The sequence below is a fragment of the Microbacterium sp. NPDC059771 genome (assembly GCF_042732495.1).
Classification (GTDB): Bacteria; Actinomycetota; Actinomycetes; order Actinomycetales; family Microbacteriaceae; genus Microbacterium; species Microbacterium sufflavum.
The window spans coordinates 153,875-169,499 of the sequence record NZ_JBHWHK010000001.1 but is presented as its reverse complement, the minus strand read 5'-3'; the positions used below and the strand labels follow the sequence as shown (position 1 = coordinate 169,499).

Here is a 15,625-nt window from a genome sequence, read left to right as displayed (position 1 = left end):
GGAGACGATGCCGCTCGGCAAGGCGCTGAACGCGGGGCTGCGCAAGGCGATGGAGGACGACCCGAAGGTCCTCCTGATGGGTGAGGACATCGGGAAGCTCGGGGGCGTGTTCCGCATCACCGAGCACCTGCAGCGCGACTTCGGCGACCGGCGGGTGCTGGACACGCCGCTGGCGGAGTCGGGCATCGTCGGCACCGCGATCGGCCTGGCGATGGCCGGGTTCCGTCCGGTGGTCGAGATCCAGTTCGACGGGTTCGTGTTCCCGGCGTTCGACCAGATCACGACGCAGCTCGCGAAGCTCACTAACCGCCACGCGGGTTCGCTCAGCCTGCCGATCGTGATCCGCATTCCCTACGGCGGCCACATCGGCGCGGTCGAGCACCACCAGGAGAGTCCGGAGGCGTACTTCACGCATACCCCCGGTCTGCGCGTGGTGTCGCCGTCGACCGCGAACGACGCGTACTGGATGATCCAGGAGGCCATCGCGTCGAACGACCCGGTGATCTTCCTCGAACCCAAGAGCCGGTATTGGCCCAAGGGGGAGGTCGAGCTCGACGCGTCGGCCGTGCCGCTGCACTCGTCCCGGGTGGTCCGCACCGGCAGCGACGTCACCCTCGTGGGCCACGGCGCGATGGTCACCACGCTGCTGCAGGCCGCGGCGCTCGCGGAGGCCGAGGGCACGAGCTGCGAGGTCGTCGACGTGCGGTCGCTGTCGCCGGTCGACTACGACCCCATCCTGGGCTCGGTGCGCAAGACCGGCCGCATGGTCTACGCGCAGGAGGCTCCCGGTCACACGAGCCTCGGCAGCGAGATCGCGGCGACCGTGATGGAGCGCGCGTTCTATGCGCTCGAGGCGCCCGTGCTGCGGGTGTCGGGTTACGACACGCCGTTCCCTGCCGCCAAGCTGGAGGGCGCGTACCTGCCGGATGCCGACCGCATCCTCGAGGCCGTCGACCGCTCCCTCGCCTACTGAATCCGGTCCACGAGAGGATCACGCATGAGCACGCAGAACTTCCCCCTTCCCGATGTCGGTGAGGGTCTGACCGAGGCGGAGATCGTCGCGTGGAAGGTGGCACCGGGCGACCGGGTCGCCATCAACGATGTGATCTGCGAGATCGAGACCGCGAAGTCGCTGGTCGAGCTGCCCTCTCCGCACGCGGGCGTCGTGGGTGAGCTGCTCGTCGACGAGGGAGCGACGGTCGAGGTCGGGACCCCCATCATCACGTTCGTGACGGACGCCCGCGATGACGCCGGTCCCGGCGCCGTCGTCACGGCCGAAGCACCCGCTCCCGAGGAGGGTGGCGGCTCGGTGCTGGTCGGCTACGGTTCGGGCGGCGGGGCGACGTCGCGCCGCAAGCGTCCGGCCGAGCGCCCCGTGCGGTCGTCGGTGGGCGTGATCGCGAAGCCGCCCATCCGCAAGCTCGCCCGCGACCTCGGCGTCGACCTCACCACGGTCACCCCGACGGGTGCGGACGGCGAGGTCACCCGGGACGACGTGGTGAAGCACGCCTCGCAGGCCAGCGTGTTCCGCAACATCGAGACGCCCGAGTGGGGGAGTGTGCGCGAGGAGACGGTGCCCGCTCCGTCGGCGGCGCCGTCCGGGTTGGCGCGGGGCCTCACGGCCACCCGGCCCTCGGCGGCGGGCGACGACCGCACCGAATCGATCCCGGTGAAGGGCGTGCGCAAGGCCACGTCGTCGGCGATGGTGCAGAGTGCGTACTCGGCCCCGCACGTGACGGTGTGGAAGGAGGTCGACGCGACCCGCACGATGGAGCTCGTGAAGCGCCTCAAGGCGTCGCCGGACTACGCCGACATCAAGGTCTCGCCGCTGCTGCTCATGGCGCGCGCGGTGATCTGGGCGGTGCGACGCACCCCGATGGTGAACGCCGCGTGGATCGATACGGAGGCCGGGGCCGAGATCGCCGTCCGTCACTACGTGAACCTGGGCATCGCGGCCGCCACGCCGCGCGGCCTGCTCGTGCCGAACATCAAGGACGCCCAGGACCTCAGCATGAAGGAGCTCGCCCGAGCCCTGAACCGGCTGACGCTGACGGCGCGGGAGGGCAAGACGCCTCCGGCCGACCAGCAGGGCGGCACCATCACCATCACGAACATCGGTGTGTTCGGGATGGATGCGGGAACGCCGATCATCAACCCGGGCGAGGCGGGCATCGTGGCGATGGGCACGATCAGTCAGAAGCCGTGGGTCGTCGACGGTGAGGTGCGTCCGCGCTGGGTGACCACGGTCGCCGGCTCGTTCGACCACCGCGTGATCGACGGCGACGGCATGAGCCGCTTCGTCGCCGACGTCGCCTCCGTCCTGGAGGAGCCCGCGCTCCTCGTGGACTGATGTGGTTCGTCGGCCTTGTCATCGAGATCTTTGCGGTGCTCGCGTTCGCTGGAGTGGCGGTCGCTTCGAAGAAGGTGAGCCAGGTCGATGCGTGGAAGTACAGTGCATCGAAGCACGCCGCCCGCAAGGAGTTGCGGGAGCACGTCATTGCCACGCATGCGACCTCACGTACTCGCCGGGGAGCGGTAACTGTGTTCAGAGACGCGTTCGTTATAGCCCACGTGGGACTTATCCCACTTGGCATCGCTCATGTGACGCGATGGGCAACTCCAGTACCGGACGACCCGCCCGTTGTTGTCCGTGCGGTGGTTCCTTAGTCTGTCCGATGTGCCTGCTGGCAGGATCGACGATCTGGACGCTAGGCCCATGTCTTCGGCGCGGGCTACACCGGATCACATAGTTTGACGCTCCCGGCCGAACGGGGTTCTCAGCGACTCCAGTGTTTGCCTGGCTCAGATATGACGAATCTGGATCAGGACAAAGGCTGACCCATAACTGATGTTGGAGCGCCTTCGGAAGGCGACGGGCTCCGGCGCCAGCGCGGAACTCGAGTACGAAGCACGCGAGCTCGCGGACGCGTCTGTCAGTGCCGTCGCTTCTGCGGACGGCAAGGGGCCCCCGCGCGAGACATGCGAGCCTCGAAACACTGTATGGCTGCCGCGCTCAGGGCGTGTCGATCCGAATGTCATCGCAATGACCAACGCCTGGGACCGACTAGAAGAAACCACCCTGGACATCGACGAATGCTCGGGTTCAGCGACAACCACTCACGCAACGTCGCCGCGGTCGTCGAGGCCCTGAGCGAACGGGGCGTGGTGACCACTGAGGTGAGGAGAATTGCTCTCCACTTGCATAACCTGCAGAAGGAGCATCTTGGTCTCGGATGTACTGACGCTCCCTTCGCGCGCAATAGCAGAGAACTTCGTGCACGCCGCGGGCAACCTCTTTGAGCTTCTCGATGAAGTCAGGCAGGGATTGAAGGCGGAGTTGTATCCCGACAGCCAGGCCCCCACGTGTAGGGCCGCATCAGCAGGCAGGGCACGCTGGCCGCTGCACCCATATCGTTATATCAATTCACTGTGAAACGTCTGAGTCCGCCGCTACGTTGAAGGTGCCCGACTGGGCTTTGGGGGTTTCACGGCGGCCGCGGTCCCGCGCCATTCGCGCGCGCCCCCGCGAGAACACAGCCATAGGAGAATCATGACCAACGTCCCGCCCCCGGCCCCCGACCCGCAGCCCGCACCAGTCGCCCCCACGCACGGCCAGGCCCGGCACGATGCGCCAGCATACGTACAGCCCGCACCAGGCGTTGCCTACCCGCCGGCCCCCGTCAATCAGCGCAACGTCCTGGCGCTGATTGCTCTGATTGTGTCGGCCGTCGGCTTCGTCTTCGCCTGCATCCCGGGCGCTCTCATCGTCGGTTGGGTGCTCCTTCCCATCGGTTTCATTTTGGGGATCGTGTCCCTGTTCCTGAAGGGCAAGGTGAAGTGGCAGGGTGTCACTGCCATCATCGTGTCCATCGTGGGTACCATCGTCGGCGTCATCGTCTTCACCGTCGTCGTCGCGACGGCCTTCACGGACGCATTCGGCGGATCCGATGTCCAGGTCGGTGCACCGACCACCGTCACGGAGGAGACGGGTGCCGCGGCGGCTGAGGAAGAGAAGCCGGCCGAGGCTGGCACTCGCGAGAACCCGCTTCCGCTGGGTGTCCCGTTCTCCTCCGACGAATGGACCGTCATCGTGAACTCCGTCACGCTTGGTGCGACGGATCAAATCGTGAACGAGAACATGTTCAACGAGGCGCCCGACGCGGGTACCGAGTACATCCTCATCAACTACACGGTCACGTTCATCGGCGACGACCCCGAAGGCGGGATGCCGACGTTTGTCGGTATGGAGTACGTCACCGCCGCGGGCGTGACGGTGAATCCGTTCGACAAGCTCGTCGTCGCCCCCGACGCCCTCGACACCATGTCCACCCTCTACACGGGTGCTTCCGCGACGGGCAACAACGCCATCCAGGTGCCCACCCCTGCTGACGGCGTCCTCGCCATCAACCCCGGCATGTTCGCCGACACCGTCTTCGTCACGATTAAATGACGCGCGAGCAGGGGAGGGCCGGGTCGCACATGCCGGCACTCCCGCCCCAGCTACCCCTGGACCTAAGGAGCAACGGTGGTGGATGAGTCTTCGGGAGCAGGACCCGACAAGCAGGTACCCAGTGACGATCCGGAAGCACAAGCCACTGAACGCGGCACGCTCTTGCGCCGCATTCGTTCCCGGATCCGTAAGCGCTCGATCCTTATCGGCGGAGTTATCGTCGTAGGAGTGGTCGCGCTCGGGCTCGTCGCGTTAATCATCGTCGACCAAGTCACCCGGGTGTCGGTCCCCGTCGTCGAACAGCAAAGCCTCGCGGACGCGACGGCGGCGCTTGATGGCGTCGCGCTCCGGAGCGTCTTCCACTCGGACTCTTCGTTCTGCGAAGACGACGACCGCGGGCCGACGTTCTGCGTGGTGACTTCTCAAATCCCAGCCGGTGACGAGCGTGTTCATGCGGACCAGGTCATAACACTTGAGGTGGTTCCTTCCGAAGTGTCGATCCCGGACATGGAAGGGATGACCTATGGCGATGCGGTCGACGCAGGCGCCGAAGTCGCACTCGAGGTGCTCCCGTCTGACATCTCCGACACCGTCGTCGACGGACACGAGGACTGGACGGTCCTCACCCAAGCCGAGCGCGGAACCTCGACCGCCGGATCAAACGTTAAGGTCACACTCGAGCGCCCCCGCGTCGACGCCCCCGCGGTTATCGGTACTAACCTGCAGGGAGCGATGGACACGCTCACGGCCGCCGGGTTCCTGGCGGTGGTGACCTCTGACCCTGGCGACCCGTACGACCCCTCCTGGGTCGTGACGGCGACCGAACCGGAGATCATTGACGGCAAGCTTCCCGTGGCCAGTACGGTCACACTGTCCTGGGGGGTGCAGATACCGAGCGTCGTCGGGATGCCGGACCTCGCCGCGACCACTAAACTCTCGAACGCCAAGCTGACCGTGACTGGCTCGAAGTCCAGCTCGCAGGCGGTTGCGGGTCAAGACCCTGCCGCGGGCACCGTCGTCGAACCAGGCAGCACTGTGACCATCACACTCGAGCCACCGTCCACCGTGTACGAAGTTATTTCGAACGGGAGTCGCGGCACAGTCACCTGGGTTCCGCCGAATAGCTTTAGTATCAGCCAGGCGGGTGACACCCCACTTCCGTGGCGGATGTCTTGGCCGACGGCCTCAGGGTACCGAAACTTCAACGCGCAGATCATGGACGGCGACAGCATCACCTGCAACATCTACGTCAATGGCCAACTCGTAAAGACGGCGACGTCAACCGGCCGCTACGCGGTCGTCAGTTGCGGCTAGTCTGAGGCGCTGCTCTGATCGGCGAATGGTCTTCAGTTGCGGCGCCGGACGACGTTACCGCGTCGATCCCCGATTCTACTGTCCTGTTCGAGCTAGCTGAGCTGATGTTATCGGCGAGGCCGGTTGATTCTCACGTGAGGGGAGTGCCCGGCTCTTCTCCGAGAGCGTCGCTGGCCGGTTCGTGTTCGGCGGCTTCGTTGAGCCGCAGGGGCTGAGGGGCGCTTACTGACGAGGCAGAGGATGATGCGATCTCCGCCTGGGCAGCCATCGCGGCGCAGATCGTGACCCTGAGTCTCATCCCGGTAGTGATTCCGGATACCTAAGCGGTGGACTCCAGTGCCCCGAAGCGAGCAGGCGTCGCATCGGATCACTTAGTTTGACGATCCCGCCGACATGGTATTCCTGACGAGCTCAGTTTGCGCCTGGCGCAAATGCGACGGATCTGGATCAGGATTAGGGCCGACTCATAACTGAGTCAGGCCTCGGGTCTCCCGCCGGCGGGAGCGCTTTGCGCAGGAGCGCGGTGAGGAGGCCCTGCTCCTCGTCGGACAGTCGCGCGAGCGCCTCCCGTGCGAACGAGAAGGCACGCCCGAAGTCGCGGTCGAGAGCGTCGCCCTTCGGGGTGCGGGCCACCATCCGGACGCGCTTGTCCTCGGCGGCGGCCTCTCGGTAGGTGAGGCCCGCGCCGTCGAGGCGACGGACGATCTGCGTGATGTTCGATGCGTCGCACTCGAGCTCGACCGCGAGCCCGCCCATCGACCGGGATCGGGAGAGCCGCCCGAGGACGCAAGCCTGGGCAGCGCTGAGTCCGACGGATTCGGCGGCGCGGTCGAACGCCTGCTCGTACGCGTTCACCAGGTCGAGGAGAACCTCTTCTGCCTCCGTGGTCGCGGTCGCGACGCGGTGGGTGACTGCCATGCCCCGATCCTAAACGCTTGAGGTGATCAATCAATCGCGAAGCTCGGGAGCCTCCGCGGGCAGCAGTGGGCGCATGAAGGTGCGCTCGTAGCGGAGGACGCAGCCGCTCTCGTCGCGGATCCGGTCTGCGGCGATGAACTCCGGATCGACGCCGAAGCGCTCGCGGTAGACCTCGTAGGCTGCGAGCGAGGGGAACGTGAACAGCGCCAGCGCCTCGTCGCTCTTCCCCTCCGACGGCAGGAAGTACCCGTGGTGGATGCCGCCGTGGCGAGTCACGAGATCCATCCACGCGCGGGCGAACCTCTCGAATGCCTCGATGCGGGCGGGGTCGACCGTGTACGTCACGACGCAGGTGATCACGGACACACCTTACGGCCGACCCGCGACCGCCGGCGGGAGGAGCCCGTGGTCGCGGATGATCAGCGCCAGTTTGCCGACGTAGTGATCGCGGAGCGCGCGGTGGGCATCCCGCACCTGCGACAGCGGGAATCGCCGGGCGACGTGGGGCGTGAACGACCCCGACTCGATGACGGCGTTGAGGCGGTCGAGCGCGGCTCGCGAGCGGTCGCCGTCGAACGAGAGGATCGGCACGGCAGGCGCGGTGACGGGCAGCGGATGGACCCCGTGCGGCCACGCCACCCGCCCCGACGGCGCGAGGGCCTGCAGGGCGCGCTCCGCCATGGGGCCGCCCGCCGTGACCAGGGCGCCGTCGATGCCGTCCGGGGCGAACTCCTTCGCCGCGACCAGCACGTCCTCCGCGCGACCGTCGACGACCGCGTCGGCACCCTGCTCGCGCGAGAGGGCGACACCATCCGCGCCGGACGACGCCGCGAGCACACGCAGGCCACGCTGGCGTGCCAGCTGCACCGCCATGTGCCCCATGCCGCCGCTGGCGCCGAACACCAGGAGCGTCTGTCCGCGGTCGAGGTCGAGTGCATCGAGGCCGCTCTGCGCGGTGAGGGCGTCCCACGCCACCACGCCCGCCTGCTCGAGGGATAGACGCGCGGGTACGTGCGCGACGTGCTCTTCGTCGACGACGCCGTACTCTGCGTAGAAGCCCCCGCGCGGCACCGGGGTGGATGCCGCATAGACCCGATCGCCGACCGCGAAGCGCGTGACCTCGCTGCCGACCGCCGCCACGGTCCCCGCCGCGTCCCACCCGAGCACGTAGGGAAAGCGCGACGGGATGCCGAAGACTCCGTCGTAATCGCCGCGGCGCTCGAGCGCGTCCCACGAGGCCACGGCGGCGACGTGCACACGGAGGAGCACGTCGCTCGGGCCCATCTCGGGGACGGCGATCTCGCGCGACCGGAGTTCGTCCTCGTCTCCGAACTGGTCGAGCACGATCGCGTTCATGCGCGGGGGAACGGTCGGCGATGCGGGCATGGGTGCTCCTTTACTTGAGTGACTCAACTACATCACAAGTGCTTTAGCCGATCAAGCACTAACGCCGACCCTTCGTGCGGGTCCGCCTGCCGGTGGATGTGCGTGCCCGCAGGCCCTCCCTACGGTGGAAGCACAGCGCACGACCACACGGCAGGGGATGATCGATGCAGCGCAGCGAGGGGTTCGCAGACCCGGCGACGGAGCTGGCGACGCTCGCCGGCTCGGCTGAGGCTTCCGTCGCGGCAGCCCTCCGCGGGAGCTCCGGGGAGTGGACGCAGGTGGCCTATCCGGTGGAGGCGACACGCGCGCGCTTCGAGATCGGCTCGGTGAGCAAGGCGCTCACGGGCTCCCTGTTCGGCGTGCTCCTCGCCGCCGGCGACGTGGACGCGGAGCAGCCGATCGACGACGCGCGCGGTGAGCCCCTTCCGTGGCGAGGGGCCGCGCCCACGCTGCTCGACCTGGCGACCCATCGCTCCGGACTGCCGAACACGCCGCGGCGGCTCGCGCGACGCGAACTCGCCACCGCGCTGGGGTTCAGCGTCAAGGACCCGTGGCGCGGTGTGGACGACGACCACTACCGCGAGCTGCTGTCGGCCAGCGCCGGACGCGCGCGTCGAGACGGCCGCTTCCGCTACTCCAGCATGGGCGTCGGGCTCCTGGGCGACGCACTCGCCGCCGTGACCGGGGTGCCGTTCGCGGAGCTGATGCGCGAGCGGCTCCTCGATCCGCTCGGCATGACCAGGACCGGACTCGATCGGCCGACCGCGGGTCCGGATGTGGTGGAGCGGCCCACGAACGGCAAGGGCGTCGGGCTGCCCTACCTGAAGGACGCGATGCCGGCCGCGGGCATGTACGCCTCCACGCTCGACGACCTGCAGCGGCTGGCGGACGCGTTGCTCGGCCCGGCGCCCGCGGAGGTCGCCGAGGGACTGCGCCTGGCCGTCACCCCGCACCACCGCCTCAAGGACGACCTGCAGCTCGGGCTCTGCTGGTTCCTGGTGGGCTCGGGTCCGGCGCCCGTGATCGAGCACACCGGGGGCACCTGGGGGTCGCAGGCTCAGTTCACGGTGCAGCCGGGCACCGGCCGGGCGGTCGTCGCGCTCACGGCCACCCCTCGCCGCATCGACTCCTTTGCCGCCCGCTACCTGGCCGCCGAGGCGTCGGCGGTCGAGTCGCGCGCGGACGAGACCGCCGAGGCGCACACTCCCGAGCCGCCGGAGGCGACGGCGGCGTCGCCCCGCACCCCGTGACCTGGGCGGTCGCGCTCTAGGCGGTCGTGCGCAGGCGCCGGGCCGCGAGCAGCGGCACGGCGTGCTCCCGGGCGGCGCGGCGGGCGGTCGCGACGGCGCCCACCGACACGACCTCTGCACCGAGCGACGACGCGAGGATCTCGGGCGCCGGCAGGTGCAGTTCCGCGGGGAGGATGCGGCGGGCGGCGGCGAGCACCGGCTCCACGCTCTCGGCCACCGCGCCGCACACGATCACGCGGGCGGGGTCGTACATGCTGCCGAGCACGCCGACCACACGGGCGACCGTGGCGCCCACCCGCTCGGCGACCCGCAGCGCGTCGGGGTCGCCGGAGGCGGCGAGGGTGAGCACGAGCCGTGGCTCCACGGGGCCGTCCGCCACGAGCCGTCCGAGGGAGCCGTCGGTCGCGGCCTCTCCCGACTCGACGGCGGCGCGTGCCTGGTCCTGCAGGGCATAGCGGAGCCCGAACGCCGAGCCGACGCCGACGATGTGGTCGAACACCACGCCCTCGCCCACGCCGCCGTGGGCCCCGTGCAGCACGTGCCCGTCGACGACGACTCCGCCGCCGAAGCGTTCGCTGGCGAGCAGGGCCACGTAGTCGCGGCAGTCCTGCGCGGCGCCGAGCGTGCCCTCGGCGATCGCGGCGAGCTGGGCGTCGTTCTTCACCTCGACCACGGGTGCCCAGTCGTGCAGGGCCGCGGCGAGGCCGGGGTTGGTGCGCTCCCAGAAACCCTGGGGGTGCGGCGGGGAGATGCCGTCGCGGTCGACCGGGGCGGCGACGCCGACGCACACCGCGAGCACGTGGTCCGCGTCGACCCCGGCCTCGCTGCGGGCGGCCTGCATCCGCTCGACGATCGTGGCCCGGCGGGCCTCGGCGCTCTGGGTCGGGTCGAGCTCGGTGCGGTGATGCACGAGCGTGCGGTCGAGCGGGTCGGCGACCGTGACCGCGAGGTGGGTGTCGCCCGCGTCGACGCCGATCACCACGCCGAGGTCGGGGGAGAGGGCGAACCGTCGGGCGGGGCGTCCGGCGCGGTAGTCGCCCGTGGCCCTGGCGTTGGGCAGCTCGCGCAGCACCTCGGCGCCCACGAGGGTGTCGATCGCGTCGATCGCGGTCGAGCGGGTGAGGGAGGTGCCGGCCATGGCCTCGGTGGCGGTGAACTCGCTGGCGGTCCAGGCGAAGTCGAGGACGGCGCCGACGCTCGCGCGCCCGGTGCCCAATCCCGCCGAGACCTCCGCCACTCCCCTTGACCTTTCTGTCGCCCAGATGAGACAGTACCTCCTGACGGACTAGATTCGCTCACTAGATTTAGTCCGCAGATCTACCGACGGAAGGACAACGGTGTCTGCACGACGAACACGCCCGCTGCGCGGGATCGCCGGAGCGCTCGGCCTGGTTCTCGCCGGTGTCGCGCTCACGAGCTGCGCGGCAGGGGACGGGCCGGAGACCATCCGCTTCACCTTCAGCAAGCGCGAGGCCATCCCGTTCATGACCGACCTGGTCGCGGACTACAACGCCTCCCAGAACGACGTCCGCGTCGAGATCGACACCTCGGGCGTCGACGTCGTCTCTGCCAGCTTCGTCCGTGGCAACCCGCCGGACATCATGCTCGCGAACTACAACTACGAGGTCGCCCGGTTCGTGCAGCGCTGCGCGCTCACCGACCTCTCCGACACCGAGACTGCGGCGGGCATCCGCGACGACCTGCAGCCGCTGATGGACCAGTACGGCTCGTGCGAGGGCCGAACGAGTGCCCTGCCGTACTCGGTCATGGCCGCCTCCGTCATCTACAACACGCAGATCTTCGACGAGCAGGGGCTCGAGGTGCCGCAGACCTGGGACGAGCTGATCGCCGTGTGCGACCAGCTGCGCGAGGCGGGCATCGACCCCTTCTACGGCACCTTCAAAGACGACTGGACCGTGGCGCAGGGCTGGTACGACTACGCGGTCGGCGGTTCCCTCGACGTGCTCGAATTCTTCGACGCCCTCGCCGCCGAGGGCACCGACGTCGGTCCCGACTCCGAGGTGTCGTTCCAGAAGGACTTCGCCGAGCCGATGGACAAGATGATGCAGCTCGCGAACGACTACACCAATGACGACGCCGCGAGTCGCGGCTACGGCGACGGCAACCTCGCCTTCGCGAAGGGCGAGGCGGCGATGTACCTGCAGGGGCCGTGGGCGTTCAGCGAGATCGCGAAGACCGCTCCCGATCTGCCCCTGGGCACCTTCCCGCTGCCCATGACCGACGATCCCGACGACCTCGCGGTGCGGGTGAACATGGACCTCGCGGCGATGATCCCCGTGGAGTCCCGGCACCAGGAGGCCGCCCGCGACTTCCTCGAGTACCTCTACCTCCCCGAGAACATCGAGGAGTACAACGCCTCGCAGCTCGGATTCACCCCGACGACCGACGCGGCAGCGCCGGACGACCCGCGCATCGAGGGCATGATCCCGTACTACGACGACGGCAAGATCTACCAGGGCCCGTCCGTGCTCGTTCCGAAGACCCTGCCGATCTTCAACTATGCGCAGGCCATGGTGCTCGGCGCCGCGCCGTCGTCGATCCTCCGCACGATGGACGCCGACTGGGCCCGTATCGCCTTCCGCGCTCCCATCCCGACCTCGCAGGATTCCGCATCGGCCGAGACAGAGGAGTCCGCGCCATGACCACCACCACCGCCACCGACACCGGTGCCAGCACCACCGCGATCGTGACGGGCGGCGAGCGGAAGCTCCGCCGGCACACCCGCCGCGTCGAGCCGATCTACTACCTCTTCCTGCTGCCGACCCTGGTGATCTTCACGCTCGCGATCACCGTCCCCGGCGTGATCGGCATCTTCTTCAGCTTCACCGACTCGATCGGCATCGGTGAATGGAGCTTCAACGGCCTCACCAACTACATCGCCCTGTTCAGCGATCCCGCGATCCTGCAGAGCTACCTGTTCACGTTCGGCTTCTCCATCGCGACCGTGATCGTGGTGAACGTGATCGCGTTCCTCCTCGCGGTCGGGCTCACCTCCCGCATCCGCTTCAAGACCGGGCTGCGGACGATCTTCGTGATCCCGATGGTGATCTCGGGCATCATCATCGCCTACGTCTTCAACTTCCTGTTCTCCAACTCGCTGCCCGCGGCGGGGGCCGCGACGGGGATCGAGTGGCTGCAGACCAGCCTGCTCGCCAACCCCGACCTCGCGTGGGTCGCGATCGTCATCGTCACCGCGTGGCAGGCCGTGCCCGGCACGCTGCTCATCTACATCGCCGGTCTGCTGTCGGTGCCGGGCGAGGTGTACGAGGCGGCCAGCATCGACGGGGCCAGCCGCACGCAGCAGCTCACCCGCATCACCATCCCGCTCGTCGCCGGGTATGTCGTGATCAACGTGATCCTCGGGTTCAAGGGCTTCCTCAACGCCTACGACATCATCGTCGGCCTCACGAACGGCGGACCGGGCACCGCCACCCGCAGCGTGGCCATGACGATCATCGCGGGCTTCAACGGCGGCGACTACGCCTACCAGATGGCCAACGCCACGATCTTCTTCATCGTGGCCGTGCTCATCTCGGTCTTCCAGCTCTCGCTGACCCGCGGAAGGAACACGTTCTGATGACCACGCAGACCCTCACCACGGCCCCGGCCGGCGGCCGGAAGAAGCGCGAGAAGATGGAGCGCGTCAACTGGTCGGGCACCATCATCCTGATCCTCTGCACCGCGACGGTCCTCATCCCGCTGTACGTCACGATCTCGATGGCGTTCAAGACCACCGGTCAGGCCGTCGACGGCAACGCGTTCTCGTTCCCCGCGCCGTTCAGCTTCGACGGATTCGTGCAGGCCTGGAACCTCACGAAGTTCCCCGTCGGTGCCGGCATCTCCCTGCTCGTCACGGCGGGAACGGTCGTCGCCACGATCGTGCTCGCGGCCTTCGCCTCGTACGCGATCGTGCGCAACTGGGACCGCCGGCTGTTCCGGTACTCCTTCTTCTACCTGCTCGCGGCGATGTTCATCCCCTTCCCGGTCGTGGCGCTGCCGCAGATCCAGCTCACCGGACGCGTCGGACTCGACAACCCGTTCGGCGTGATCATCCTCGCCACGATGTTCCAGCTGAGCTTCAGCGTGCTGCTGTTCACGGCGTTCCTGCGGTCGATCCCGATCGAGCTGGAGGAGAGCGCCCGCATCGACGGGGCGACCACGTGGCAGACCTTCTGGCGGCTGATCTTCCCGCTGCTCGCGCCCATGAGCGCGACCGTCGGCATCTTCGCGTTCCTCTACGCCTGGAACGACTTCATGATGCCGTCGCTCATCATCTCCGACCCGGCACTGCAGACGCTGCCGGTGCGGCAGAACCTCTTCCAGAACCAGTTCAGCAACAACTACAACGTCGCCTTCGCCTCGTACCTCATGGCGATGGCCCCCGCGATCGTCGCCTACCTCTTCACTCAGCGCTGGGTGATGGAGGGCGTCACGCAGGGTGCCGTCAAGGGCTGACACCGACCACCGCAAGAAAGCAAGGAGTTCCAACCCCTCATGACCGATTCGCTGCTCACCGAGACCCGCGAAGACGACAAGACCGCGACCTGGTGGCGCCAGGCCGCCGTCTACCAGATCTACCCTCGCAGCTTCGCCGACGCCGACGGCGACGGACTGGGCGACCTCCCCGGCATCGTCTCCCGTGCCGACTACCTCGCCGAGCTCGGCATCGACGCGGTGTGGCTGAGTCCCTTCTACCCGTCCGAACTCGCCGACGGCGGCTACGACGTGGCCGACTACCGCAACGTCGACCCGCGCCTGGGCACGCTGGCCGACTTCGACGCGATGGTGGAGGCGCTGCACGCGCGCGGCATCCGCGTCGTGGTCGACATCGTCCCCAACCACACCTCCGACCAGCATGCGTGGTTCCAGGAGGCGCTCGCCGCGGGGCGTGGGTCGGCCGCGCGGGAGCGCTACATCTTCCGGGAGGGCACGGGGCCCGACGGTGCGGAGCCGCCCACCGACTGGATCTCGATCTTCGGTGGCAGCGCCTGGGAGCGCGTAGCCGACGGTCAGTGGTACCTGCACAACTTCGCGGTCGAGCAGCCCGACCTCAACTGGGACCACCCCGAGGTGCGCGCGGACTTCCTGACGACACTGCGCTTCTGGTCGGACCGCGGCGTCGACGGGTTCCGCATCGACGTCGCCCACATGCTCACGAAGGACCTCACCGAGCCGCTGCCGTCGCGCGCCCAGCTCGACGCGATGGACCGCTCCTCGGGCACCCACCCGATGATCGACCGCGACGACGTGCACGAGATCTACGCCGAGTGGCGTCGGGTGTTCAACGAGTACGACCCGCCGCGCACCGCCGTCGCCGAGGCGTGGGTGGAGACGCCGGAGCGCCGGGCGAAGTACGCCTCCGCGGAGGGGCTGGGCCAGGCGTTCAACTTCGATCTGCTCGTGGCCGACTTCGATGCGGGCGACTTCCAGCGCATCATCGCCGACAACCTCGCCCAGGCGCACGCGGCAGGGTCGTCGACCACCTGGGTGCTGTCCAACCATGACGTGACCCGCCACGCCACGCGGTACGGCCTTCCTCCGCTGCGCGGTCGCGCGGTGAAGCAGGGCACGGAGTGGGTGCGTGCCGGCGGCCCGGAGGACGGACTCGACCGCGAGGGCGGACTGCGCCGGGCGCACGCCGCGACCCTGCTGCTGCTCGGCCTGCCCGGCAGCGCGTACCTGTATCAGGGCGAGGAGCTCGGGCTGCACGAGGTGGCCGACATCGCGCCGGAGCAGCGGCAGGACCCCGGGTTCTTCCGCGGGGCCGACTTCGATGGTCTCGGTCGCGACGGGTGCCGTGTGCCCCTGCCGTGGACGGCGTCGGGCAGCTCGTACGGGTTCGGCGAGGGCGGCGCGCATCTGCCTCAGCCCGCGTGGTTCGCCGCGGCTGCGGTCGAGGTGGAGGATGCCGACCCCGGTTCCACGCTCAACCTCTACCGCGAGGCTCTGCGGCTGCGGCGGTTGCTGCAGACCGGCGAGAGCCTGGAGTGGAGGGAGACGGGTCGTGCGGACGTGCTGCGGTTCCGTCGTCCGAACGGCTGGGAGGTCGTGACGAACTTCGGCACGGAGCCCTTCGAGCTCGGAGCGGCCGCGGAGGACGCGGTGCTGTCGACCGTGGCGCTGGACGGCTCCGCGCTGCCCGCGGAGGCGACCGCATGGATCGCGCCGCGGGGGCTCGTGGGGTGAGTCGGGGGTGACGAAAGGCGGAGGGCGTGGTCGCACGCTCTCCGCCTTTCCCGTCCGCGGAGCGTTCGATTTGATAATGGTTCTCATTAGCGTTTACGCT

13 protein-coding genes are annotated in these 15,625 nt (G+C 68.6%); 9 read left to right on the top strand and 4 right to left on the bottom strand.

From position 1 onward, the window contains the following. Positions 1–7: 7 nt before the first annotated feature. From ACFV3I_RS00805 to ACFV3I_RS00790, 4 genes are all read left to right on the top strand, one after another. Complete coding sequence (locus ACFV3I_RS00805; protein ID WP_168387233.1) at positions 8–973, top strand: alpha-ketoacid dehydrogenase subunit beta; 966 nt, start codon at positions 8–10, stop codon at positions 971–973. A gap of 24 nt (positions 974–997) precedes the next feature. Further along, positions 998–2,350: a dihydrolipoamide acetyltransferase family protein gene (locus tag ACFV3I_RS00800; protein WP_136032052.1), complete on the top strand. Its 1,353-nt coding sequence runs from the start codon at positions 998–1,000 to the stop codon at positions 2,348–2,350. Positions 2,351–3,550: 1,200 nt separating this feature from the next. Beyond that, positions 3,551–4,450, top strand: a complete 900-nt coding sequence (locus ACFV3I_RS00795) for a hypothetical protein (protein WP_247637957.1) — start codon at positions 3,551–3,553, stop codon at positions 4,448–4,450. A gap of 75 nt (positions 4,451–4,525) precedes the next feature. Further along, positions 4,526–5,764 (top strand): PASTA domain-containing protein, encoded by a 1,239-nt coding sequence (locus tag ACFV3I_RS00790; protein WP_247637956.1) that lies wholly within the window; start codon positions 4,526–4,528, stop codon positions 5,762–5,764. Between the two features lie 453 nt (positions 5,765–6,217). On the opposite strand, the gene ACFV3I_RS00785 is transcribed toward ACFV3I_RS00790, so the two are convergent. The 3 genes from ACFV3I_RS00785 to ACFV3I_RS00775 are packed head-to-tail and all read right to left on the bottom strand — an operon-like array spanning position 6,218 to position 8,068. After that, a complete protein-coding gene (locus ACFV3I_RS00785; protein ID WP_247637955.1) occupies positions 6,218–6,682 on the bottom strand; it encodes a MarR family winged helix-turn-helix transcriptional regulator in 465 nt (154 codons plus the stop codon). 30 nt (positions 6,683–6,712) lie between these two features. After that, positions 6,713–7,042 (bottom strand): NIPSNAP family protein, encoded by a 330-nt coding sequence (locus tag ACFV3I_RS00780; RefSeq protein WP_247637954.1) that lies wholly within the window; start codon positions 7,040–7,042, stop codon positions 6,713–6,715. 9 nt (positions 7,043–7,051) lie between these two features. After that, positions 7,052–8,068: an NADP-dependent oxidoreductase gene (locus ACFV3I_RS00775; protein ID WP_247637953.1), complete on the bottom strand. Its 1,017-nt coding sequence runs from the start codon at positions 8,066–8,068 to the stop codon at positions 7,052–7,054. A 164-nt stretch (positions 8,069–8,232) separates the two neighbouring features. On the opposite strand from ACFV3I_RS00775, the gene ACFV3I_RS00770 reads away from it, so the two are divergent. Beyond that, a complete protein-coding gene (locus ACFV3I_RS00770) occupies positions 8,233–9,318 on the top strand; it encodes a serine hydrolase (protein ID WP_247637952.1) in 1,086 nt (361 codons plus the stop codon). 16 nt (positions 9,319–9,334) lie between these two features. Here the strand turns inward: ACFV3I_RS00770 and ACFV3I_RS00765 are convergent, their stop codons facing one another. Then, positions 9,335–10,555 carry an ROK family protein gene (locus ACFV3I_RS00765; protein WP_247637951.1) on the bottom strand — a complete coding sequence of 407 codons (1,221 nt, stop codon included), beginning with the start codon at positions 10,553–10,555 and terminating at the stop codon, positions 9,335–9,337. A gap of 100 nt (positions 10,556–10,655) precedes the next feature. Here ACFV3I_RS00765 and ACFV3I_RS00760 point away from each other — a divergent pair, with 100 nt between their 5' ends. The 4 genes from ACFV3I_RS00760 to ACFV3I_RS00745 are packed head-to-tail and all read left to right on the top strand — an operon-like array spanning position 10,656 to position 15,525. Continuing rightward, positions 10,656–11,981, top strand: coding sequence for an ABC transporter substrate-binding protein (locus tag ACFV3I_RS00760; protein ID WP_372490555.1), 1,326 nt, complete (start codon positions 10,656–10,658; stop codon positions 11,979–11,981). Further along, positions 11,978–12,916, top strand: coding sequence for a carbohydrate ABC transporter permease (locus ACFV3I_RS00755; RefSeq protein ID WP_205814395.1), 939 nt, complete (start codon positions 11,978–11,980; stop codon positions 12,914–12,916). The genes ACFV3I_RS00760 and ACFV3I_RS00755 overlap by 4 nt, the downstream gene beginning before the upstream one ends. After that, positions 12,916–13,794 carry a carbohydrate ABC transporter permease gene (locus tag ACFV3I_RS00750; protein ID WP_136036820.1) on the top strand — a complete coding sequence of 293 codons (879 nt, stop codon included), beginning with the start codon at positions 12,916–12,918 and terminating at the stop codon, positions 13,792–13,794. The genes ACFV3I_RS00755 and ACFV3I_RS00750 overlap by 1 nt, the downstream gene beginning before the upstream one ends. 39 nt (positions 13,795–13,833) lie before the next feature. Then, entirely contained in the window at positions 13,834–15,525 is a 1,692-nt protein-coding gene (locus ACFV3I_RS00745; protein WP_247637950.1) for a glycoside hydrolase family 13 protein, read from the top strand. The last annotated feature ends 100 nt before the right edge of the window (positions 15,526–15,625 follow it).

Excerpts from the sequence above, each read along its gene's own strand:
- ACFV3I_RS00775 (WP_247637953.1), bottom strand. The coding sequence starts at position 8,068 with ATGCCCGCATCGCCGACCGTTCCCCCGCGCATGAACGCGATCGTGCTC.
- ACFV3I_RS00745 (WP_247637950.1), top strand. The coding sequence starts at position 13,834 with ATGACCGATTCGCTGCTCACCGAGACCCGCGAAGACGACAAGACCGCG.
- ACFV3I_RS00800 (WP_136032052.1), top strand. The coding sequence starts at position 998 with ATGAGCACGCAGAACTTCCCCCTTCCCGATGTCGGTGAGGGTCTGACC.
- ACFV3I_RS00755 (WP_205814395.1), top strand. The coding sequence starts at position 11,978 with ATGACCACCACCACCGCCACCGACACCGGTGCCAGCACCACCGCGATC.
- ACFV3I_RS00785 (WP_247637955.1), bottom strand. The coding sequence starts at position 6,682 with ATGGCAGTCACCCACCGCGTCGCGACCGCGACCACGGAGGCAGAAGAG.
- ACFV3I_RS00795 (WP_247637957.1), top strand. The coding sequence starts at position 3,551 with ATGACCAACGTCCCGCCCCCGGCCCCCGACCCGCAGCCCGCACCAGTC.
- ACFV3I_RS00770 (WP_247637952.1), top strand. The coding sequence starts at position 8,233 with ATGCAGCGCAGCGAGGGGTTCGCAGACCCGGCGACGGAGCTGGCGACG.
- ACFV3I_RS00805 (WP_168387233.1), top strand. The coding sequence starts at position 8 with ATGCCGCTCGGCAAGGCGCTGAACGCGGGGCTGCGCAAGGCGATGGAG.
- ACFV3I_RS00750 (WP_136036820.1), top strand. The coding sequence starts at position 12,916 with ATGACCACGCAGACCCTCACCACGGCCCCGGCCGGCGGCCGGAAGAAG.